Annotated in this window: 17 protein-coding genes; 6 read left to right on the top strand and 11 right to left on the bottom strand. The window is 70.9% G+C overall.

Features of this window, described 5'->3' with window-relative positions; all coding sequences use genetic code 11:
- Positions 1-27: 27 nt before the first annotated feature.
- The 11 genes from WC326_13455 to WC326_13405 form a co-directional block, all read right to left on the bottom strand.
- On the bottom strand, positions 28-1,809 hold the full coding sequence (locus tag WC326_13455) for a M28 family peptidase (protein ID MFA7332070.1): 1,782 nt from the start codon (positions 1,807-1,809) through the stop codon (positions 28-30).
- A gap of 38 nt (positions 1,810-1,847) precedes the next feature.
- Entirely contained in the window at positions 1,848-3,146 is a 1,299-nt protein-coding gene (locus tag WC326_13450) for an SPOR domain-containing protein (GenBank protein ID MFA7332069.1), read from the bottom strand.
- 12 nt (positions 3,147-3,158) lie between these two features.
- The gene (locus WC326_13445) at positions 3,159-5,108 is read right to left on the bottom strand and encodes a transglycosylase domain-containing protein (protein ID MFA7332068.1); all 1,950 of its coding nucleotides are present in this window, start codon (positions 5,106-5,108) and stop codon (positions 3,159-3,161) included.
- Positions 5,105-5,860 (bottom strand): hypothetical protein, encoded by a 756-nt coding sequence (locus tag WC326_13440; GenBank protein ID MFA7332067.1) that lies wholly within the window; start codon positions 5,858-5,860, stop codon positions 5,105-5,107. Before WC326_13440 ends, WC326_13445 begins: the two co-directional genes overlap by 4 nt.
- A gap of 93 nt (positions 5,861-5,953) precedes the next feature.
- Complete coding sequence (locus WC326_13435; protein ID MFA7332066.1) at positions 5,954-6,283, bottom strand: DUF2442 domain-containing protein; 330 nt, start codon at positions 6,281-6,283, stop codon at positions 5,954-5,956.
- A gap of 27 nt (positions 6,284-6,310) precedes the next feature.
- Positions 6,311-7,201 carry a DUF58 domain-containing protein gene (locus WC326_13430; protein ID MFA7332065.1) on the bottom strand — a complete coding sequence of 297 codons (891 nt, stop codon included), beginning with the start codon at positions 7,199-7,201 and terminating at the stop codon, positions 6,311-6,313.
- Between the two features lies 1 nt (position 7,202).
- A complete protein-coding gene (locus WC326_13425; GenBank protein ID MFA7332064.1) occupies positions 7,203-8,174 on the bottom strand; it encodes an AAA family ATPase in 972 nt (323 codons plus the stop codon).
- A gap of 17 nt (positions 8,175-8,191) precedes the next feature.
- Positions 8,192-8,794 (bottom strand): ribosome biogenesis GTP-binding protein YihA/YsxC, encoded by a 603-nt coding sequence (gene yihA, locus WC326_13420; GenBank protein ID MFA7332063.1) that lies wholly within the window; start codon positions 8,792-8,794, stop codon positions 8,192-8,194.
- Positions 8,795-8,950: 156 nt separating this feature from the next.
- Positions 8,951-12,646 carry an AAA family ATPase gene (locus WC326_13415; GenBank protein ID MFA7332062.1) on the bottom strand — a complete coding sequence of 1,232 codons (3,696 nt, stop codon included), beginning with the start codon at positions 12,644-12,646 and terminating at the stop codon, positions 8,951-8,953.
- The gene (gpmA, locus tag WC326_13410; protein ID MFA7332061.1) at positions 12,643-13,383 is read right to left on the bottom strand and encodes a 2,3-diphosphoglycerate-dependent phosphoglycerate mutase; all 741 of its coding nucleotides are present in this window, start codon (positions 13,381-13,383) and stop codon (positions 12,643-12,645) included. Before gpmA ends, WC326_13415 begins: the two co-directional genes overlap by 4 nt.
- Positions 13,384-13,397: 14 nt before the next feature.
- Positions 13,398-14,765 carry an NAD-dependent succinate-semialdehyde dehydrogenase gene (locus WC326_13405; protein MFA7332060.1) on the bottom strand — a complete coding sequence of 456 codons (1,368 nt, stop codon included), beginning with the start codon at positions 14,763-14,765 and terminating at the stop codon, positions 13,398-13,400.
- 186 nt (positions 14,766-14,951) lie between these two features.
- Between WC326_13405 and WC326_13400 the strand changes: the two genes are divergently transcribed.
- Genes WC326_13400 through WC326_13375 form a run of 6 tightly spaced genes read left to right on the top strand, consistent with a single transcriptional unit; the run spans position 14,952 to position 21,317 of the window.
- On the top strand, positions 14,952-15,440 hold the full coding sequence (locus tag WC326_13400; GenBank protein ID MFA7332059.1) for a cytochrome c: 489 nt from the start codon (positions 14,952-14,954) through the stop codon (positions 15,438-15,440).
- A 23-nt stretch (positions 15,441-15,463) separates the two neighbouring features.
- A complete protein-coding gene (gene nosZ, locus WC326_13395) occupies positions 15,464-17,437 on the top strand; it encodes a Sec-dependent nitrous-oxide reductase (protein MFA7332058.1) in 1,974 nt (657 codons plus the stop codon).
- A gap of 55 nt (positions 17,438-17,492) precedes the next feature.
- Entirely contained in the window at positions 17,493-18,548 is a 1,056-nt protein-coding gene (locus tag WC326_13390; GenBank protein MFA7332057.1) for a nitrous oxide reductase accessory protein NosL, read from the top strand.
- A gap of 41 nt (positions 18,549-18,589) precedes the next feature.
- Positions 18,590-19,801: a nitrous oxide reductase family maturation protein NosD gene (locus WC326_13385; GenBank protein MFA7332056.1), complete on the top strand. Its 1,212-nt coding sequence runs from the start codon at positions 18,590-18,592 to the stop codon at positions 19,799-19,801.
- Positions 19,798-20,535 (top strand): ABC transporter ATP-binding protein, encoded by a 738-nt coding sequence (locus WC326_13380; protein ID MFA7332055.1) that lies wholly within the window; start codon positions 19,798-19,800, stop codon positions 20,533-20,535. The genes WC326_13385 and WC326_13380 overlap by 4 nt, the downstream gene beginning before the upstream one ends.
- Positions 20,532-21,317 (top strand): ABC transporter permease subunit, encoded by a 786-nt coding sequence (locus WC326_13375; protein ID MFA7332054.1) that lies wholly within the window; start codon positions 20,532-20,534, stop codon positions 21,315-21,317. Before WC326_13380 ends, WC326_13375 begins: the two co-directional genes overlap by 4 nt.
- Positions 21,318-21,320 lie beyond the last annotated feature (3 nt).

Here is a 21,320-nt window from a genome sequence, read left to right as displayed (position 1 = left end):
TCTCCTCTGTGGCGTCGGCGGACCGGCTCAGGGCCGGATCCGCTCCTCCAGCCGCACCGTGGTTTGGCGGCGCTGTCCGTCCCGCAGATAGGCCACGGGCAGCTCCTCGCCGGCCTCGTAGTGGCGCAGCGCGAAGGTATAGTCGTGGATGTTTGCCACGGGGAAGCGGCCCAGCGCGAGCAGCACGTCCCCCGCCCGCAAGCCCGCCCGCTCCGCCGCGGAGCCGGGCTTGACGTCCTGCACGGGCATGCCGCCCTCCCGGCTCTCGTAGCCGGGCACGATCCCGATGGCCACGCGCACGGGACTGCCGCCTTCGGGCACGGCCGCCGCCGGCTGGCCCGCCGCGATGCGCAGGCCGGAATCCAGCACCGCGGGCAGCCAGCCCGCCAGCGTGCGCCGGATGGGCTCCAGTCCCGCGACGTGGATGCGCTCCGCCGTGTCCGTCGGCTTGTGGTAGTCCTCGTGGGCGCCGGTGAACAGCATCACGGCCGGCAGGCCCAGCGCGCGGAAACTCTCGTGGTCGCCGCCGGGGGATTCCCCCGTGGCCCGCACCAGCAGGCCCGCCGCCGCCGCGGCCGCCCCCAGGCCCGGCTGCAGTTCGGGGTGTTCGGCCCCGCCCAGCAGAAGCAGGGTCTGCTCCTCCAGCCGGCCCAGCATGTCCAGGTTGATCATCAGGTCCAGCGAGTCCAGCCAGGCCGGCGATTCCTCCGCCAGGCGCCGTGAGCCCAGCCGGCCCAACTCTTCGCCCCCGAACCAGACCAGGGCCAGGGAGCGGCGTCCGCCCGCCGGTTCGACCGGCGAATCCCGCAGATCGCGCGCCAACTGCAGCAGCAGGGCCGTGCCGCTGGCGTTGTCGTCCGCGCCGGGATGCAGCGGTCCACGGCCGTCCGCGCCCCGTCCCAGGTGGTCGTGGTGCGCGCCCACCAGCACCCAGCGCCGGGCGGCTGCGCCCGTGCCGGGCAGGGCCGCGCCCAGATTCCAGCTGCGGGCCGTCTCGCGCTCCACGCGGATGGACAATTCCAGTTCGCCCACCAGGGGCAGCGCCGGCTGGGCCCGTTTGGCGCGGCTGAGGCGCGAGAGTTGGGTCTTGAGTCCGCTGCCCGCCCGCTGCAGCAGGCTGTCCGCCCAAGCGGCGGAGAGGCCCGCCACGGGCAGTCCCAGATCGCCCAGGGCGGGATCCGGACCCTCGCCCCGCAGTCGCGCGGCCTGGAGGTCAAAGGGACTGTCCACGACCAGCACGGCCCGCGCGCCGCACTCCCGCACCGCCGCCACGCGCCGCGCCAGGGTCTGGGCCTGCGGGGAGGATCCGGCGGCCAGGCCCTCGGGCACCTGCCGCAGCAACAGGACCACCCGGCCCGCCACGTCGGCGGGTTCGTACTCCAGCCAGCCCGCCGCGGCGTCCCGCAGCCCGTAGCCGCAGAATACGGCCGGGGCCGTCAGCCGTCCGGCGCCGGAGGCGGCCAGGGCCTGCCAGTCCGCCGGGTCCAGCGGCTGGGCGGCGCCGGCCAGCCGCAGCGTCTCCCCGGTCACCGTCGAGCGCGGGTGGAACTCGAACTCCTGCCGCAGGCCGCTGAAGCCCTCCAGCGGCGCCAGTCCCAGCGCGGCCAGTTCGCGCTCCAGCAGCGCCACGGCGCGTTCGCCGCCAGGAGTGCCTGCCCGGCGACCGTCCAGCTCCGGAGCGGCCAGACGGCGGATCAGCGTCTCCACGTCTCCCGCCGACGGGGCGGCCAGCGGCTGCCCGGGCCAGCAGAACAACCCCGCCACCAGCAGCAAAGCGAAACGCCCGCCGGCATGCAGGCCGTGTGACACGGTGGTTCGGCTTGGGGAGTGGAGGAGTCCTGGCATGGTCAGTGCTCCGTGCGGGTGGAGTCCGCCGTGCTGTCCGGCGGAGCCAGCAGGGTCTCGAACAGACGGCCCTCGCGGTCGAAGTTGGCCACGTACCACTCGTCGATCACGCCGCGCTGGCGCAGCAGGCTGGCCACGGAATCCGCGGCGGCGCGGTCCAGGAACCAGCCCAGCCGCACGCGATAGTAGGACGAGTTGCTGCGCGGCGCCAGCGCGTAGGCGTAGCGGCCGTCGCCGTGCAGGCGCTGCACGTAGGCCGCGGTCTGGGAGCTGTCGCGGCTGGCCAGGATCTGCAGCGTGAAGCCCGCCTCCACGTCCGCGGGGGGCGCGTAGTCGAAGGCCACCTGGGGCGGCGCCTGCATGGGCGGCGGCGCCTTCTCCAGCAGCCGGCTCAGCCCCGCCGCCAGCGCGATCACGCCCAGCACCACGCCCCACTTCCAGCCCGCGCCCAGCCGATTCCGCCCGGTGACCCCGCGCAGGCGCGCGCGGCCCAGGGACAGGTAGCGCAGGAAGGGGATGCCCGCCAGCGGGGAGCTGGACGCCGCGGCCGGCGTCGCGGCCAGGTGGGCGAAGACGGGTTTCAGGTCGGGCGGCAGATCGCGCCCGCGCAACCGGCCGGCCTCCAGCAGGGCCACCAGCAGGGCCCGGCCCTCCGGATGGTTGTCGCGCACCAGTCGGAACAGCAGGGCCTTGACGCTTCGCAGGCCGCGGGGCAGTGCGCCCGGCCCGAAGGCCCGGCAGGCCTCGGCCAGGGCGCGGGGGTCCGGGGCCAGTCCGCCGGCCTCGGCGCGGTTCCAGAGCCGCAGCAGATCCAGCGGCGCCACAGCCGTGCCGCTCAGGCGCAGCAGCAGCTCCCGCGCTTCCGGTCCCAGTCGCTCCTGGATGAAGAGCAGATCACGCAGGCTGGCGGCTGCGCCGTCGTCCAGCGGCGCCGGCGCCGCGCGCCAAGCGTCCAGCAGCCGCTCCTCCCAGCCGGTGCGGGCGGTCCGCGTCAGGCCGGTTTGCTGCTGCAGCAGTTCGTGGAAAGCCGCCAGGCCGGCGGGATCGCGACGGTCCAGCGCCTCCCAGGCCTGGGCCAGCCGATTGGGGTGGCGCGTCCGCGAGCGCTTGAAGAGCAGCAGGGGCGCGGGCAGGGCCAGCACCAGGCCGCCGATCAGGGTCAGCGGACTGCCCCGGACCAGCAGGCTGGGCAGCAGCATGCCCACGAGCAGATAGAGCAGCCAGGCCGCCACCGAATAGGAGAGCAGCACCTTGCCGGCCAGGCGGGCCAGCTCCAGCAGATGATCGATGCGTCCCCTCATGGCGTCACCATCTCAATAGTCAATCGGCCGCAGGGCCAGGCGGATGCCGCCCGGCGTCTCCCGTCCGCTCCAAAGATCCACGTCGTGGAACTCGACGCCCTCCGGAACGGCAAAGGTGCCCTGGCGGCCCAGGATCCCCTCCACCCGCGGCAGGATGCCCTTGAAGACCTTCAGGCCGCCCGTGGCGCCCGTCACGCCGTGCTCGCGCGAGAAGCGCATGGGGTGGTTGTCGCGGTTGCCCACCCAGCTCACGCAGACCAGCCGCGGCATCACGGCGCAGAACCAGCTGTCGCGATAGTCGTCCGTGGTGCCCGTCTTGCCGCCCAGGTCGCCCGAGACCCGCACGGAGAGCAGGTCGCCGCCCGTGCCGTAGCGCACGGCGCCCTTGAGCATGTCCAGCACCAGGTAGCATTCCACCGGATCCAGCGCCTGGCGCTGGCGCGGCTTGTGGCGCATCACCTCGCGTCCGAAACGGTCCACCACCCGGCGCACGGCGTAGGCGTCGGAGCGGATCCCGCGGTTGACGAAGACCGAGTAGGCCTGGGCCAGCTCCAGCGGCCTGACGGGGTAGGCGCCCAGGGCCATGGAGGGCTTGTTCTCCAGCGGCGCCGTGATCCCGGCCAGCCGCGCCGTGCGGATGGTCTCCTTCATGCCCTGCCGAACGGCGGCGTTGGCCACCACCACGTTGAGGCTCTTCATCAGGCTGTAGATGTAGGTCTGGCGCCCGCTCTGGCTGTAGTCCCAGTTGCGCGGCGTCCAGTTCATGTCGCTGAGCTGGTAGCTCTGCACGCTGTCCACCACCAGGTCCAGCGGCGACCAGCCCTCGCGCAGCGTCGAGTAGTAGAAGAAGGGCTTGAAACTGCTGCCCGGCTGGCGATTGGGACTCAGCGCGCAGTTGTAGGAGCTCTTGATGTAGTCGCGGCCGCCCACCAGCGCCAGGATCTCGCCGTTGCGCGGATCCACGGCCACCACCGCCCCGTCCAGCTGGGTGGCGTTGCTGCCCAGGCGCTTCTCCAGATCGGTGCAGAACTCGGTCACCGATTGCTGGGCCACGTCCTGCAGCCGGGCGTCCACGCTGGTGTGGATCTCCAGCCCGGCGTAGGGAATGGTCTCGGGCTCGAGGCCCAGCTTGCGGTACTCGTCCTCCAGGTCGGCCAGGATCCAGTCGCGCAGGTGGCCCGCGTTGTTGCGCTTGCCGGGCTTGACGCGGATCGGGCTGGCCTTGAGCCGCGCCACCTCGTCGCGCTCCAGGTGCCCCGTGCGGCCCAGCCGCGCCAGCACCCAGTTGCGCCGCTCCCGGCAGGCGGCCGGGTTGGAGCGCGGGTTGTAGCGCGTGGGGGCGTTGAGGATCGCCACCAGCGTGGCGGCCTCCACCACCTCCAGGTCGAGGGCGGACTTCTCGAAATACTCCTGGGCCGCGGCCTCCACGCCCATGCTGCCCGCGCCGAAGTCCACCGTGTTGCAGTAGGCCTCCAGGATGTCGTGCTTCTCGTAGCGCGACTCCATCGCCAGCGTGAGCAGCATTTCGCGCAGCTTGCGGTCCACCTTCTTCTCGAAGGAGAAGAACATGTTCTTGGCCAGCTGCTGGGTCAGCGTGGAGCCGCCGCTGCGCCGGCCCGGCAGGAACTGGGAGAGCGCCGCACGCAACAGGGCGGTCTTGTCGATGCCGTGGTGCTCGAGGAAGGCCTCGTCCTCCGTGGCCAGCAGCGCGTTGACGAAGAAGGGCGAGATCTGCTCCAGCGAGACGGGCAGCGAGGAGCCGATCCGGCTCAGCACCAGGCCGTTGCGGTCGAGGATCGTGGTCCGACGGGGCGGCTCCAGGTCGGCCAGTTTCTGCGGCAGGTAGGGCAGCTGGTGCTGCACCAGCGAGGTGTAGACCAGCATGAGGAGCAGGCCCAGACCCAGCACGCCCATCAGCGAATAGAGCGCCAGACGCAGGGAACGCAGCAGGTCGCGGTTCATTCGCGTTCCTCCTCGCCGCTGCGGATGGGCAGCCCCGTGTCCTTGCTGATCACCACGCCGCCCGGGCGCAGCCACTGGGTCTCGCCGCCCGCGCGGAACTCCAGCAGCAGGATCTCGCCCTGCGCCTGCCAGACGCGGCGCACGCTCAGCCCCGGCACCTGGCGCAGCCGACTCAGCAGCTCGCGGTGCTCGGGCACAAGGGCCGACTCCTCCTGGCGGTCGCGCACCTCCGTCAGCGCGGGATCCGCCAGCGCCAGCCCCGTGTCCTGCTCGGCCACCTGGCCCAGCCCCAGCGGCAACAGCTGGATCTGCAGCAGGTCCACCTCCGTGCCGTCCATCCGGTTGCGGGATTCGTCCAGGAAGGAGAAGCGCGCGTGGACGCCGTGCCGGTTGACGGTCACCGCGCGCAGGCCGCGCCGGGTGAGGTCCTCCAGCGCGTCGGGCGCGATCAGCTGGTCCTGCTGCCAGCTGGACAGGCTGCCGTAGAACTCCCGGAAGCGCGCCAGGCCCATGTCCAGCTCGGAGTGGTTCATCAGGTAGATGCGCAGCTGGCTTAAGGTGGCCACCCGGGCGCTCTCCTCGGCCTGCCGCTCCAGCACCGTGGAGCGGCTGACGGCCTGGCTGTCGCTCTCCTGCAGCAGGTCCAGGCGGTCGTGGGCGCGCCCGGTCTCCGGCCGCACGTCGTTGCTGACCTGCAGCCAGCGCCCCAGGATGATCTCGGGCAGCGGGCTCCAGAGCAGCACGATCAGCACGGCGACCCAGGCCCCGTCCCGCAGGAGGCGGCGTGCTTCTGGTTGATTGAAAAGCGACGTCAATTCGTCTCGACCTGTTGTTTCGTCACAAGATCAGCGGGTCGCAGCGCGCGGCTGGCGTGGACGGGTCGTGGACTGTGCCGCTCTCGAGTCGATCCATTTCTGGAAGGAACTCTGGCTCTCACCCGAAGGCCGGCCCTGCAGGATGTTCTCCACGCTTACGCTCTCGTCCAAGTCCACCCAGTGGACCCCGGCACCTTTGGCGATCAGACGCCAATGCGCCCGCTCCTTGACCGTGGCCGCCGCCACCCGGGGATACCAATCGATGGGCAGCAGATTCGTGCGCCCGTCGCTCAACTCCACCTGGATGGCATGCGCAGAGGTCGCCACTTTCAAAATTGTCGGAAGAGTCCGCTCATCCATGGACGTACTCATCCCAGCCCATCCTTCTCAGCCCGCCACGCGCTTGCGCTTGATCAGGTATTCCAGCAGCGCATGGTCCACCTCGCGGCCGGTGCTCAAGGTGGCAAAATCGATGCCCTCGCCCAGACAGCGGCCGCGCAGGCTCTTCACGAAGGCCGCCACGCGCTCGTTGACCTCCTTGGCCACCAGGCGCGGATCGGCGGACAGCTCCTCGCCGCTCTCCAGGTCGCGGAAGCGCCCGCCCTCCAGCCGGCCGAAATCCAGCTCCGCCGGATCCAGCGGCTGCAGGACGATGACTTCGTGGCCCTGGTGGCGGAAGTGCTTCAGGCCGCGGATCAGCGCGCTCTCGTCGTCCAGCAGGTCGCTGATCAGGATCACCAACCCGCGCCGGGTGAGCGACTCGGCCATCCGATGCAGGACGGCCTCCGTGCGCGTGCCGCCGGCGGGCTTCCAGCCCTCCAGTTCCTTCAACAGCAGGCGCAGGTGGCCGCGCGTGCTGCGGGGCGGGATGAGCTTGCGCAGCTCCTCGTCGAACAGGACCAGGCCCACGGCGTCCTGCTGGCGCACCATCAGGTACATCAGGCAGGCGGCCAGGGCCGCGCCCCAGCTGAACTTGCTGAGCAGGCCCGGGCTGCCGAAGCCCATGGACGCGCTGCCGTCCAGCAGGATGTGGCAGCGGAGGTTGGTCTCCTCCTCGTACTGCTTGATCTGGAAGCGCTCGCTGCGCGCGAACAGGCGCCAGTCGATGTGGCGGATCTCGTCGCCCCGCTGGTAGGGGCGGTGCTCGCTGAACTCCACGCTGAAGCCGTGATAGGGCGAGCGGTGCAGGCCGGTGATGAAGCCCTCCACCACGGAGCGCGCCACCAAGTCCAGGCTCTTCAGCTTGCCGATCCGCTCCGGCGTGAGCAGCGTGGCCATCTCAGGCGAGGGTCTCCAGCAGACGCCCGATCAGCGCGTCGCTGGTCACGCCCTCGGCCTCCGCGGCGAAGTTGGTCAGCACGCGATGCCGCAGCACGGGCAGCGCCACGGCGCGCAGATCCTCCAGGTCCGGCGTGGGCCGGCCGTGCAGGATGCCCCGGCACTTGGCACCCAGCACCAGGTACTGGCTGGCGCGCGGGCCGGCGCCCCAGCTCACCTGCTCCTTGATCCAGGCCGGCGCATCGGGATTGCCCGGCCGGGTGCGCGAGGCCAGCCGGACGGCCTGCTCCACCAGGTGGTCGGAGACCGGCGTGCGGCGCACCAGCTCCTGCAGCTGCAGGATCTGCTGGGCGCTGAGCACGGAGCGCGGCAGCTCGCCCGAGGAGCCCGTGGTGGACTTGACGATCTCCAGCTCCTCGGCGAAGCTGGGATAGTCCACGCGCAGCATGAACATGAAGCGGTCCAGCTGGGCCTCGGGCAGGGGATAGGTGCCTTCCTGTTCGATGGGGTTCTGCGTGGCCAGCACGAAGAAGGGCTCCTCCAGCGGGTAGGTGGTCCCGCTCACGGTCACCTCGTGCTCCTGCATGGCCTGCAGCAGGGCGGACTGGGTCTTGGGCGGCGTGCGGTTGATCTCGTCGGCCAGGACGATGTTGGCGAAGATCGGCCCGTGGAAGAAGCGGAAGTGCTTGGCCCGCGAGTTCTGGTCCTCCTCGATCACGTCCGTGCCCGTGATGTCGCCGGGCATCAGGTCCGGCGTGAACTGGATGCGGCTGAATTTCAGCTCCAGCACGCGGGCCAGCGTGGAGATCAGCAGGGTCTTGGCGAGCCCCGGCACGCCCACCACCAGGCCGTGGCCGCGGCAGAGCAGCGTGATCAGCAGATGCTCGATGACCTCGGACTGCCCCACGATGCTGCGGCGGATCTCCTGCAACAGCTGCTCGCGCGCGTCCTGCAGCGCGTGGACGGCCTCCATGCCGCCGGAAAAGTCCCTCACCTGGCGTGTCCTTTCTTCAGCCATGCCCCCAGAAATCCAAGCAGATCGTCGCGCCCGCTCTTGGAGCGCGCGGAACTGGTCAGAATCTGGAGAATCGGCAGGGATTTCAGCTGCTCCTTGAGCGCCTGCAAGGCCGCGTACTGGGCCTGGCGACCCAGTTTGTCGCCCTTGGTCAGCACCACCACCACGGGCACCATGTTGTGGCAGAGCCACTCCAGGCTCTCCAGGTCCTGCTTGGCCGGCCGGTGGCGGATGTCCAGCAGCTGCACCACGATGCGCGAGCGCGGGGTGCGGATGTACTCGTCGATGAGCTTGGCCCAGTCCTGGCGCAGGACCTGGCTGGTCTTGGCGTAGCCGTAGCCCGGCAGATCCACGAAGTAGAGGGTCTCGTTGACCAGGAAGTAGTTGACCAGCCGGGTCTTGCCCGGAGCGGCGCTCACCTTGGCCAGGGCCTTGCGCCCCAGCAGCATGTTGATCAGGCTGGACTTGCCCACGTTGCTGCGCCCGGCGAAGACGATCTCGGGCCAGGGCGGCTCGGGAAGGTGGTTCGCGTTGGCCACGCTGACCAGGAAGTCCGCCTGTTTGATCTCCAACGCCATGGCTGCCGCTCTCCTTGCTCGCCGTTCATAAGTCGTCCCCGGGCCGGCGCAGCGCGCGGCTCGGCCCCGGCCAGGGGCTGCGTGGGTCCGGATCGGGATCGTCGCTGTGCGCTGGAAGATCGGGATCGGCGGGCAGGGAAAGGGCCGCTCGCCGCCTCAGGCCTCCACGGCCAGGTATTCCGCCAGGACGGGCAGCCGCGCCTTGAGCCGGGCCAGGAACTCGCCGCGCAGCTCGTCCTGCCCCTCCAACAGCTTCAGCCGCTGACGGGCCGCATCCATGAAGCGGCGCTCGAAGTGGCCGCGCAGGGGCTCGGTCCAGGCCGCGCCGCCGGGCAGGAAGGAGCCGCGGTACAGGCCCAGGCAGTCGTCCAGGTGCCGTTCCACTTCCGGCGCGCGCCCCTTGCGCTGGGCGTCCTGGGCGCGTGTCCAGGCCCGCTCGAAGTCCAGCGCGTCCACGGACAGGCCCAGATCCTCCGCCACCGCGTAGCCCTGGCGCTCCTGGAAGCGGATGGCCTCGGGACTCTGGGGCAGCAGGGCCTTGCGCAGCCGGCTGATCACCACCCGCAGGCTGGACTCGCTGAGCAGCGGCCGGCCCTCCAGGGTCAGGGCGTCCAGGATCTCGTCGCGCCCGAGGCGCTCCCGCCCCTGCCAGGCCCGGATGGCCAACAGGGCCAGCAGTTCCACGCCCACCCGGGTCTTCAGGGTGGCCGGATCCAGCTCGCGGCCGTCCAGCAGCAGGCGCACGGGGCCCAGCACCTGCAGGCGCAGGCCGCGGCCCGGCGCGCGCTCCTCCTGGTCGGACAGCCAGGTCTCGAGGCGCTCCAGCTCGCGCTCCAGCCGCGCGCGCTCAGCCGGCGACTCGTCGCGGCGAGGTTCGCGCAACTCGGCCAGGGTGTGCCGGACGAAGGCGCAGCGCTCGGACTCCGCCACCTCCAGCCCGGGCAGCCGGAAGGGCCGGCCGTCCTGGGCCAGGTTCGCCAGGGCCCAGGCCCACAGGCAGGCCAGCCGGGGCGGACAGGGGCGGGGGGGCGGCCAGGCCGTCAGCCCGGGCCAGCGCCCCAGCAGGTGCAGGACCAGCTGGCTGCCCGGCTGGGTGGAGAGCTGGCAGCAGGTTTCCAGCAGCGCGGCGGACGCCGCGTGGGAGTCGCCGCGCCGGCAGGCCAGGGCCACGCGGAAGGCGGCGGCCTGGGCCGCGTCCTGTTCCACGTCCGCCAGCCCCTCGGCCACGGCGTCCGCCACGGCGTCCTCGCCCGTCACCAGGGCCAGTTCACCGATCAGGACCTGGAAGCGCACCAGATCGTATTCGCGGCGTTCTCGGGCGGCGGCCACGGCGGGCAGGTAGTCCGCCGCCCGGCGCGCGGGATCGGGACCGTGCAGGTGCGCAAGGGCCCGGTCGCGCATGAGGCAGAAGATCAGCATCTCCACGTCCCCGCGACCCAGCCCGCGATACTGCTCCACCATGGCCTCGCAGGCCGCGGCGGCCACGGCCCAGTCGCCGCCGGTCTCCGCCTGCTGGACGCGCACGTGGGCCCGGCTGTAGCCCAGGGCCAGGTTCAGCTCCGGGGCGCGCTCATCGGCCATGAAGGATTCGGCGCGCTCCAGCAGGCGCGCGGCCACCTCCGTGCGCAGCAGGCGCCACTCGATGCCCAGGGCGGTGAGCACCACGGCCCGCTGGGTGTAGGTGGTGGCCGGCTGTTCCAGCAGGGTGCCCAGCTCTTCCACCAGCCGGGCGGACTCGTCCAGCCGGCGCTGGCGCTTCAGCAGGTTGAGCAGGAAGAGCGCGGCCTCGGCGGCGGGCGTCCAGCAGCGGCGGCGCAGGAAGGAGGCCAGGTTCTCGCGCAGCATGCGCTCGGCTTCGTCGTGGCGTCCGACCAGCGCCAGCACGCGGGCCAGGTAGTCGCGCTGGCGGGCCACGGAGACGCTCGCCATCCGGCGGGCCTGTTCCACCATCGGCTCCTGCCAGGGCTTGAGCAGGGGTTGGCCGGCGAACAGGTGGGCCAGGTTGTGCAGCTCGAAGAAGACGCTCAGCTGCTGCGCGGCGCTGAGCAGACCGGACTTCTCCCGCAGCAGGTTCTCCAGCGCCTGGAACCGTTCGCGGGCGTCGAGCCCGCCGGCGGGCGCGGCCAGACAGCGCAGCACGTCCGCCCAGGCCGCCTGTTCGGGCAATAGGTCCAGGCCCGCCAGGCGCTGGAACTCCGGCGCGGCGTCCTCCCAGTCGGAGTTGGAGTAGCGCCGCTGCAGGCGCGTCAGCAGCAGGGCGGCGCGCTCGGGCTCGCTCAGGTCGCCGCGGGCCTCCATGCGCTCCACCCAGGGCAGCAGGTCCCCGGGACGGTTGAGGATCAGCGAGTGCCGCGGCATGTGCTGCAGGACCAGCAGGCGCGTCGCGGCGTCCAGCCGCTCGAAGTCCGCCTGCTCCAGCCACTCGGCCAGCGCGGCGACCGCGTTGATGGAGAGACTGGCCAGCACGCCCGTGCGGACGGCCAGCGAATAGTCCCCGCGTGATACGGCCAGGTCGCGCAGGTCGCCGGCCAGGCGCAGCTGCAGTTCCAGGTTGGCGTCGTCCTCGGCCAGATCGGAGAGCAGGCCGCGCAGCTGGACAACGGCCTCTTCCCGGGCGGGCAGGTCGGCTGATTCCCGGGCGACGCGCCCCAGCAGCCCGGCCCGCAGCACGCGCTGGTCGCGGTCGGATTCGTCCAGGCCGGCCGCCACCTGGAGCAGGAAGTCCCGGCGCTCGGCGGGTTCCAGCCACTCGCCGGCCAATTCGTTCCAGAGGGAGTGGGCGAACTCCCAGCGGTCGGGATCCGCCTCGTCCGGCAGATGGCGCAGCACGCCCTGGCGCTGCAGCTCCTCCGCCAGCGGTTCCCAGATCCCATCGCGCCCGGGCGCCGCGCGCCGCAACGGCTCCAGGCTGGCCGGCAAGCCCACCGCGCGCAGCCAGGTCAACAGAAAGCGCGCCGCCGGCTGGCGCTCCAGCAGGGGCGCCAGCAATTCGTCCACCAGGCCGCCGCGCAGGAGTCGGGACAGCTCGTCCGGCGCCCCGCAGCGCCAGCCCTCCAGCGTGGCGCGCACCAGGCCGCCGCGGCGCGCGTGGCGCAGCAACAGCACGGCCAGGAAGGGCAGTCCGCCTGATTCGGCCAGCAGCCGCTCCAGCAGCGGCTCCAGGCTCCGAGGCGCCTCGGGGTCCAGCTCGCCGGCCACCAGCTCACGCAGACCTTCCGGATCCAGCGGGCCCACCTCCACGCTCAACAAGCCGGGCACCTCACCCAACAGGCGGCGCCACTCCGCCGCGAAGGGCAGCGCGTCCAGCTCGCGGCAGGCGATGAGCAGGGTCACGCCCAGTTCGTCCAGCGCGGGATGCGCCAGCAGGCCCTCCAGCAGGCTGCGGCTGGTCTCGTCGACGAATTGCAGGTCGTCCAGGATCAGCAGCAGCGGCCGATCCTGGGAGAGGCGGCCCAGCAGCGTGACCAGGCTCTCCAGCACGGGCATGAACTGGAACTGGCCGGGCTCCTGGCGCGCCTCCAGCCGGCCCAGCAGCGCGGGGCTGAGTGCGAACAGCCGGCGCAAGCCGGGCTCTTCGTAGAGGGCCAGCAGGCCGGAGGGCGTGAGTTGGCGGCCCAGCCGCTCCAGCAGACCGCCCAGGGCGCCGCCCGCGGCCCCGTCCCGGCACTGGCAGACGTGGCTCAGCACCAGGATGCCCGGGGACAGGCTTTCCTCCAGCGCCTCCAGCACGCGGCTCTTGCCCACGCCGGCCGGTCCCGTCAGCGCGATCAGGCGTGCCGCGGGATCCTCGACGTGACGCAGGAGCCGCTCCAGCAGTCGGCCGCGTCCGGGCAGGACGACGGCTGGTCTCATCCGGTCTGCTTGGCCACGGCCTCCGCCGCCTTGCGGGCGGCCTCGGCGTCGCCCAGGTAGCGGCTCGAAAGCGGCCGCAGGTCGTCGTCCAGTTCGTAGAGCAGGGGAATGGCCGTGGGGATGTTCAACCCGGTGATCGCCTCGTCGCTGATCCCGTCCAGGTGCTTGACCAGCGCGCGCAGGCTGTTGCCGTGCGCGGCGATGAGCACGCGCTGGCCCGAGCGGATGGCCGGCGCGATCTGGCCGTTCCAGAGCGGCAGGAAGCGCTGGATCGTGTCCTTGAGGGACTCGCAAGCGGGCAGCTCGGCGGCGGGCACGCCCGCGTAGCGCGGGTCGAAGCGCGGATGGCGCGGATCATCCAACTCCAGCGGCGGCGGCGGCGTGTCGAAGGAACGGCGCCAGATCTGCACCTGCTCCTTTCCGTGCCGTTCCACCGTCTCCTTCTTGTCCAGGCCCTGCAGCGCGCCGTAGTGGCGCTCGTTCAGGCGCCAGCTGCGTGTGACGGGAATCCACATCTGATCCATCCCGTCCAGCGTGATCCAGAGCGTGCGGATGGCGCGCTTGAGCACGGAGGTCCAGGCCTGGTCGAAGACGAAGCCCTCCTCTTTCAACAGTTGTCCCGCCGCGGTGGCCTCGCGGATCCCCTCGGGGGAGAGGTCCATGTCCGTCCAGCCCGTGAAGCGGTTTTCCAGGTTCCAGGCGCTTTGCCCGTGGCGCAGCAGCACCAGTTTGTGCATGGGGTTCCTCCCGGTCAGGCGATATAGATCGATTTGCAGTTGACGAATTCGCGCAGACCCTCGTCTGCCAATTCCCGGCCGAAGCCCGAATCGCGGATGCCGCCAAAGGGCAGGCGCGGATCGGAGCGCACCAGCGCGTTGACGAAGACGGCCCCGGCGGGCAGCGCCGCGCGGGCCAGCGCCTCGCCGCGTTCCAGGTCGCGCGTGAACACGGAAGCGCCCAGGCCATAGCGGCTGCGCGCCGCCCAGGCCAGGGCCTCGGTCTCGTCATGCGCCCAGCCGAGCGCGGCCACCGGACCGAACAGCTCCTCGTCGAAGGCCGGCTGGCCCGGCGCGACGTCCGTCAGCACGCTGGCCGGATAGCCGTGGCCCGGCCCTGCCGGGATCGTGCCGCCGCAGAGCAGGCGCGCCCCCGCCGCCACGCTGCGCCGCACCTGGTCGTCCAGCCCCGTCCGCAGATCGGCGCGGGCCAGCGGTCCCAGCCGGCACTCCTCGTCCAGCGGGTCGCCCAGCGCGTGCGCACGCATCTTCTCCAGCACCAGCGGCTCGAAGTCCCGGCGCAGGGCCAGCGGGGCGATGAAGCGCTTGCTGGCGATGCAGCTCTGGCCGTTGTTGATCATCCGGCTGGCCACCAGCGTCGCAGCCGCCAGCTCCAGGTCGGCATCCAACAGGACCACGCCCGGATCGCTGCCACCCAGCTCCAGCACGCACTTCTTCAGGTGCCGGCCCGCCAATTCGGCCACGCGCCGGCCGGCCTGGGTGGAACCGGTCAGGGTCACGGCGGCCACGCGCGGATCGCCGATCAGCTCGGCCACGGCCTCCGGCTCCAGCCGCAGATTGGGCAGCAGGTCCGCCGGCAGCCCGGCTTCGCGCAGCAGCGCGCACAGGTCCTCCGCACAGCCCTGGGTCGTGGGCGCGTGTTTCAGCAGCACGCCGTTCCCCGCCGCCAGCGCCGGCAGCGCGGCCCGCACCACCTGCCAGAGCGGGAAGTTCCAGGGCATGATCGCCAGCACCAGCCCCAGCGGTTGTTGGCAGACAAAACTGCGCCGGGCCTCGGTGGCCACCACCCGGTCCGCCAGCACGCGCGCCGCGTGCCCGGCCAGCCAGCGGCAAACTGTGGCGCATTTGCGCGCCTCGGCCAGGCCCTGGCTCAGCGGCTTGCCCATCTCTTCGGCCATCCGCACGGCCAGCGGCCGGGCCCGCTCCTCCAGCAGATCCCCGGCCCGCTCCAGGATCTCCAGCCGCTCCATCAGGGGACGCGCCGCCCATTCCGGTTGGGCCGCGGCGCTGCGGGCGAGCTGCGCCTCCAACTCCCCGGCCTCGAGCCGGGGCCAGCGGAACAGCTCCCGGCCGGTGAATGGATTGAGGCTGATGAACGACATGCCGGCCCCGGATTTTCTGGGTGCCAATGTAGGATCTCCGAACAGGGCCCACACGTCCACCCAGGTTCGAATCCCCCGCGGAAGCGGGCGATTTTCTAACTACTACCTGTGGGTATTGATTTATTCCACGGCTCCCGTTTAATTAGGACGTCGATGTCCTGATATCACGAATTCGTGGAGAGCCTCATGCGCATTTGCCTGCTGATCCTGGCTGCCGGCCTGGCACTGACCCTGGGCTGCGGTCCGTCTTCCGACCCCCCAGCCGAGTCGGGCACCACAACAACAGCCGATCCCAGCGGCCTCAGCGGCGACGAGCTGGAGAACGGCATCGGGCCTGTCAAGGCGCCCGTGGAGCTGGGAGCCCTGGATCCCGCCCTGGCGGCCAAAGGCCAGCTCATCTTCGAGCAGAAGTGCCTCTCCTGCCACAAGCTCGGGGAGCGCTTCATCGGCCCGGCCCTGGGCGACGTGCTCAGCCGGCGCACGCCCCGCTACGTGCTCAACATGATCCTCAACCCGGACGAGATGGTGAAGCGCCATCCCGAGGCCAAGAAGCTGCTGGCCGAATATCTGGCCCCCATGGCCCAGCAGAACCTCAGTCCGGACGACGCCCGGGCCGTGTTGGAGTACATCCGTTCAGCGGGCAGCACCGGGACCGCCAGCCCGGCCGGCCGCTGAGCCACGTTTACAAGGGAGGATGGATGAATCGCACCTCGATCCGCCGGCGGGCGCTGACGGCCCTCGCCCTGGTGGCCCTGGGCGGGACCGGCCTGCTGTCCCAGTCCTGCGGCAAGTCCGACCGCAACCTGATGGGCGACGCGGACGCCGCGGCCAAGGTCTATGTCGCGCCGGGTTCGCACGACGAGTTCTACCTGTTCTGCTCCGGAGGCTTCAGCGGCAACCTGACCGTCTACGGCCTGCCCTCCGGGCGGCACCTGAAGGACATCGCGGTCTTCTCGCAATACCCGGAAAAGGGCTGGGGCTACGCTGAGGAGACCCTGGCCATGTTCAACACCTCCCACGGCTTCGTGCCCTGGGACGACAGCCACCATCCGGAGCTGTCCCAGACGGACGGCGTGCCCGACGGCCGCTGGCTGTTCATCAACGGCAACAACACGCCGCGTGTGGCCCGCATCGACCTGACCACCTTCGAGACGGCGGAGATCATCGAGATCCCCAATTCCGCCGGCAATCACGGCTCGCCCTTCATCACGCCCAACAGCGAATACGTGGTGGCCTCCACGCGCTTCAGCGTGCCCATTCCCCAGGAAGACGTGGCCATCAAGAGCTACGCGGAGAAGTTCAAGGGCACCATCAGCTACATCAGCGTCGATCCCGCCAACGGCCACATGGCGCTGGCCTTCCAGATCCTCGTGCCGGGGTTCAACTACGACTTGTCACACAGCGGCAAGGGCCCGTCCCACGGCTGGTCCTTCTTCACGTGCTACAACAGCGAGCAGGCCAGCTCGCTGCTGGAGGTGAACGCCTCGCGCAACGACAAGGACTTCGTGGCGGCCGTGAACTGGAAGAAGGCCGAGGAGTACGTGGCCCAGGGCAAGGCGCGGGAGCTGAAGGCCAACTACGTCAGCAACCGGATGGACGAGAAGTCGCGCATCGCCGCCAGCGTGACACACAACTCGGTCAAGGTTCTGGACCCCGCCGATTGCCCGGGGTTGATCTATTACCTGCCGACGCCCAAGTCGCCCCACGGCGTGGACGTGGACCCCTCTGGCGAGTACATCGTGGCGGGCGGCAAGCTGGCCACCGTCATCCCCGTCCACTCCTTCAAAAAGATGCTGGCCGCCATCGAGTCCAAGGCCTTCGACGGCGAGATCGACGGCATCCCCGTGCTCAAGTACGACGCGGTCATCGCCGGCGAGGTCAAGGATCCCGGCCTGGGCCCGCTGCACACCGAGTTCGACGGGCAGGGCTACGCCTACACCTCGTCCTTCATCAGCTCCGAGATCGTCAAGTGGAAGATCGGCAGCTGGGATGTGGTGGACCGCATCCCCACCTACTACTCCATCGGCCACCTTTGCATCCCGGGCGGGGACAGCGCCAAGCCCTGGGGCAAGTACGTCGTCGCGCTCAACAAGATCACCAAGGACCGCTACCTGCCCACCGGGCCGGAGCTGGCGCAGTCGGCGCAGCTGATCGACATCAGCGGCGACAAGATGAAGCTGCTGCTCGATTTCCCGACCATCGGCGAGCCGCACTACGCCCAGGCTCTCCCCGCCGAGCTGCTCAAGGAAAAGAGCGTGCGCTTCTTCAAGATCGAGGAGAACACGCACCCCCAGGCCACCAAGTCGGAGAAGGACGCGCGCGTGGAGCGCAAGGGTCGCGAGGTCCACGTCTACATGACCTCCGCGCGCAGCCACTTCGCGCCGGACAACATCGAGGGCGTGCGGGTGGGCGACACCGTGCTCTGGCACGTGACCAACCTGGAGCAGGACTGGGACGTGCCCCACGGCTTCGCCGTGCTGGGCGCCCACAACTCCGAGCTGCTGATCATGCCCGGCGAGACCCGCACCCTGCGCTGGGAGCCCACGGCCGCCGGCGTCTATCCCTTCTATTGCACCGACTTCTGCTCCGCGCTCCATCAGGAGATGCAGGGCTACATCCGCGTCTCCCCGGCCGGCTCCGCCACGGAGCTGGCCTGGAGTCTCGGCAACTGAGCGGCGGCGCGACGGGGGTCTGCGGACCCCCGTCCGTCCCGCATCGGAGGACCCCATGAACCCCCGCTCCCGGCTGCTGTTCGCGGCCGCCTCGCTGACCCTGCTGCTGGCCCTGCTCTTTCCGCTCTGGACCATCTCGCTCTCCGCCCCCCAGTATCCGGAGGGCATTGGGCTCAAGATCTGGGCGCACCAGATCACGGGCCAGCGCGAGCAGGACCTGCACAACATCAACGGCCTGAACCACTACATCGGGATGAAGACCATCGAGCCGGACAGCATCCCCGAGCTGCGCATCCTGCCCGTGGCGCTGACCGGGATGGCCGCCCTGGGCTTTCTGGGCGCCTGGCTGGGCAGGCGCTGGCTGCTGGGGCTCTGGCTGGGCCTGCTGCTGGCCGGCGGCGCGGCCTCGCTGGTGGACTTCTGGCTGTGGGAGTACGACTACGGCCACAACCTTGATCCCTCCGCCGCCATCCAGGTGCCCGGGATGACTTACCAGCCACCGCTGATCGGCACGCGCCAGCTGCTCAACATGCGCACCACGGCCCTGCCTGGGCTGGGCGCGCTCTCCCTGGGCCTGGGCCTGGGCCTGGGCGTCGCCGCCTGGACCGCCTCACGCCCGGGTCGACCGGCTCCCGGCCCCAGGCCGAATCACGTCCGGATGGCCCTGGTGGCCGGGCTCCTGCTGCTCGGGTTGGTGGGCGGCAGCTGCCAGGCAGGCGTGCGCGAGATCCGCTACCGCCAGGACACCTGCGCGCGCTGCCGGATGATCGTGATGGATTCCCGCTACGGCTGCGAGCTGGTGACCCGGCGCGGCAAGGCGCTGATCTTCGATTCCGTCGAGTGCCTGGCCGCCCACACGCTGGAAGTGCCGGACGACGCCCGGGAGGCCCGCGCCCTGCTGGTCACGCACCACGCCCGACCCGCCCGGCTGGCGGCCGCCGACAGCAGCCTCTACCTGCGCTGCGCCGAACTCCCCAGCCCGATGGGACTGGGCCTCAGCGCCTGCGCCGACCGCCGCGAGGCCGAGGAATTGCGCCGCCTGCACGGCGGCGAACTGCTCAACTGGTCCCAGGTGCTGACCTACGTCCGCGGCGCCTGGAAGATTCCCTGAGCCCGATGGGATCAAGTCTACACCGCACACGGGCCCGCCGGATGCTGGCGCTTCTTCTGCTGCTCTTGTTGGCGCGGGCAGGGGAAAGCCGGATCTGGCGGGCCTCTCCTGCCACGGGCCTTGGCCGGGTGGTGGCCGGGGCCGCCGCGCGGGATACGGTGCGGATCGCGCCCGGGGTGTATCACGAAGACAGCGTGCGCGTGAACCGGCCGCTGACGCTGCTGGCCAGCCCGGGCGCCGTGCTGGACGGCGGCGGAGGCGGACACCTGCTGATCGTGCGGGCCGACGACGTCCTGGTCCGCGGCCTCACCCTGCGCGGGGCGGGCCTCAGCTACCGGGCGGACTACGCCGCTCTGCTGGCGGAAAACGCCGCCGGCCTGGTGGTCGAGGGCTGCCGCTTCGAGGACAACTATTTCGGCATCTACCTGGCGCGCTGCCGGAACTCCCGCCTGGCCGGCAACACGCTGCACGCCCAGGGTGGCCGCGAAACTTCGGCGGGCAACGGCATCCACCTCTGGCACTGCCGCGCGGTGGAGGTCACGGGCAACAGGATCAGCGGGCACCGCGACGGCATCTATCTGGAGTTCGTCCGCCAGGCCCGCCTGCAGGACAACCACAGCCACGCCAACCTGCGCTACGGCCTGCACTTCATGTTCTCGGACTCCTGCCGCTACCAGCGCAACGAGTTCGACGGCAACGGGGCGGGCGTCGCGGTGATGTACTCGCGGCACGTGGAGATGCGCGGCAACGATTTCCACGACAACTGGGGTCCGGCGGCCTACGGCGTGCTGCTGAAGGAGATCAGCGACAGCCAGATCCACGGCAACCGTTTCCGACGCAACACCACGGGCCTGCACGTGGAGGCCTCCAATCGGCTCCACGTCACGGGCAACGAATTCCTGCGCAACGGCTGGGCCTTGCGCCTGCTGGCCAATTCCACCGAAGGCTTGTACGAGGACAACCGTTTCGCGGCCAACGCCTTCGACGTGGCCACCAACGGCCGGCAAAACTTCAGCCGCTTCCGGCGCAACTACTGGGACCGTCACCGCGGCTACGACCTCGACCGCGACGGCTTCGGGGACGCCCCCTTCCGCCCGGTGAGCGTGTTCGCCCACGTGGTGGAGGACCAGGGGCCGGCGCTGGTCCTGCTGCGCAGCCTGTTTGTGGACTTGCTGGATCTGGCCGAGCGCGCCTTTCCCCTGCTGACTCCCATCACCCTGCGGGACGAACAGCCGCGCATGAGGGAGCCATGATCCAGGTGCGCGGGCTGGTCAAGCGCTTCGGCCGGGTGGAGGCGCTCAAGGGTGTCACGCTGGGCTGCCCGCGCGGTTGTGTCACCGCGCTGGTGGGGCCCAATGGCTCCGGCAAGACCACGCTGATGAAAATCCTGCTGGGGCTGGTGCGACCGGACGCGGGCGAGGTCCTGGTCAACGGCCGCTCCGTGGCCGGGGACCCCGCCGCGCGGCTGGACATCGGCTACATGCCGCAGCTGCCGCACTACCCCGACAACCTGAGCGTGGACGAGCTGCTGGAGCTGATCCTGGGCGTGCGCGCTGCCGCGGCGGGCGGCGTTCCCGGCGCCAGCTGGGCGAACGAACCCACCCTGCCCGACACGGTCTTCGACCTGGCCGCCGTGCACGACCGCCGGCTGCGCGGGCTCTCCGGCGGCACGCTGCAGCGCGTGGGCGCGGAACTGGCCTGGCGCAGCGGCGCGCCGCTGCTGGTCCTGGACGAGCCCACCGCCGGCCTGGACCCGCTGGCCAGCAGCCACCTGAAGGACCGCCTGCTGGCGGACCGCCGCCAGGGCCGCACGGTGCTGGTGAGTTCCCATGTCCTGGCCGACCTGCAGGAGCTGGCCGACCACGTGGTCTTCCTGCTGGAGGGACGGGTGCGCTACCAGGGTTCGTTGGGCGAGTTGCTCGAGCTGACGGGCGAGCCGCGCCTTGAGCGGGCGGTGGCGGCCCTGATGCGGAGGACGGACGCGTGACACAGGCCGGAATCATCCTGCGTTCCGCCCTGCGCGACGGCCTGCGCAGCCGCATCGTCTACGGCTTCGGCGCTTTCTTCCTGTTCGCTGGCTGGATGATGGTGCGCCTGGGCGGCGCCGGCGACAAGGCCCTGCTCAGCCTGCTCAGCCTCAGTCTGGCCCTGGTGCCACTGGTAAGCTTGGTCTACGGCGCCAGTTATCTCTACCAGTCACGGCGCTTCATCGAGCTGCTGCTGGCCCAACCCGTCCCGCGGCGCACGCTTTTCCTGGGCCTCTACGCGGGACTCAGCCTGCCGCTGACCCTGGCCTGGCTGCTGGGCTGCCTGCTGCCCCTGCTCTCCGCGGGCCGCGGCCTGGACGTCCCCGGCCTGCTGCTGCTGCTCGGGGCGGGATCCGCGCTCTGCCTGGTCTTCTGCGCCCTGGCCTTCTGGATCGCCGTCCGGGTGGAGAACCGCCTGCGCGGGCTGGGGTTGGCCATCGTGCTCTGGCTGCTGCTGGCGGTGGCCTACGACGGTCTGGTGCTCATGCTGGGCTATCTGCTGGCGGACTGGCCGCTGGAGGGCCCGGTGCTGGCCCTCTGCCTGGCCAACCCCATCGACCTGGCGCGCGTGCTGGTGCTGCTGCACTTCGACCTGGGCGCCATGATGGGCTACACGGGCGCGGTCTTCCAGCTCTTCTTCCAGGGTCCGCTGGGCATGGGGCTGGCGGCCCTCACCCTGCTGCTCTGGATCCTGCTGCCGCTCTGGCTGGCCTGGCGCGCCTTCTCCCGCCGGGATTTCTGAGCT

The organism is Candidatus Delongbacteria bacterium (assembly GCA_041675285.1).
Lineage (GTDB): Bacteria > CAIWAD01 > CAIWAD01 > CAIWAD01 > CAIWAD01 > CAIWAD01.
Note: the sequence above shows the minus strand (reverse complement) of the source record. Positions and strands in the feature narration are given on the sequence as shown.

Excerpts from the sequence above, each read along its gene's own strand:
- WC326_13450 (MFA7332069.1), bottom strand. The coding sequence starts at position 3,146 with ATGAGGGGACGCATCGATCATCTGCTGGAGCTGGCCCGCCTGGCCGGC.
- WC326_13445 (MFA7332068.1), bottom strand. The coding sequence starts at position 5,108 with ATGAACCGCGACCTGCTGCGTTCCCTGCGTCTGGCGCTCTATTCGCTG.
- WC326_13435 (MFA7332066.1), bottom strand. The coding sequence starts at position 6,283 with ATGGATGAGCGGACTCTTCCGACAATTTTGAAAGTGGCGACCTCTGCG.
- WC326_13430 (MFA7332065.1), bottom strand. The coding sequence starts at position 7,201 with ATGGCCACGCTGCTCACGCCGGAGCGGATCGGCAAGCTGAAGAGCCTG.
- WC326_13425 (MFA7332064.1), bottom strand. The coding sequence starts at position 8,174 with ATGGAGGCCGTCCACGCGCTGCAGGACGCGCGCGAGCAGCTGTTGCAG.
- yihA (MFA7332063.1), bottom strand. The coding sequence starts at position 8,794 with ATGGCGTTGGAGATCAAACAGGCGGACTTCCTGGTCAGCGTGGCCAAC.
- WC326_13415 (MFA7332062.1), bottom strand. The coding sequence starts at position 12,646 with ATGAGACCAGCCGTCGTCCTGCCCGGACGCGGCCGACTGCTGGAGCGG.
- gpmA (MFA7332061.1), bottom strand. The coding sequence starts at position 13,383 with ATGCACAAACTGGTGCTGCTGCGCCACGGGCAAAGCGCCTGGAACCTG.
- WC326_13405 (MFA7332060.1), bottom strand. The coding sequence starts at position 14,765 with ATGTCGTTCATCAGCCTCAATCCATTCACCGGCCGGGAGCTGTTCCGC.
- WC326_13400 (MFA7332059.1), top strand. The coding sequence starts at position 14,952 with ATGCGCATTTGCCTGCTGATCCTGGCTGCCGGCCTGGCACTGACCCTG.
- nosZ (MFA7332058.1), top strand. The coding sequence starts at position 15,464 with ATGAATCGCACCTCGATCCGCCGGCGGGCGCTGACGGCCCTCGCCCTG.
- WC326_13390 (MFA7332057.1), top strand. The coding sequence starts at position 17,493 with ATGAACCCCCGCTCCCGGCTGCTGTTCGCGGCCGCCTCGCTGACCCTG.
- WC326_13385 (MFA7332056.1), top strand. The coding sequence starts at position 18,590 with ATGCTGGCGCTTCTTCTGCTGCTCTTGTTGGCGCGGGCAGGGGAAAGC.
- WC326_13380 (MFA7332055.1), top strand. The coding sequence starts at position 19,798 with ATGATCCAGGTGCGCGGGCTGGTCAAGCGCTTCGGCCGGGTGGAGGCG.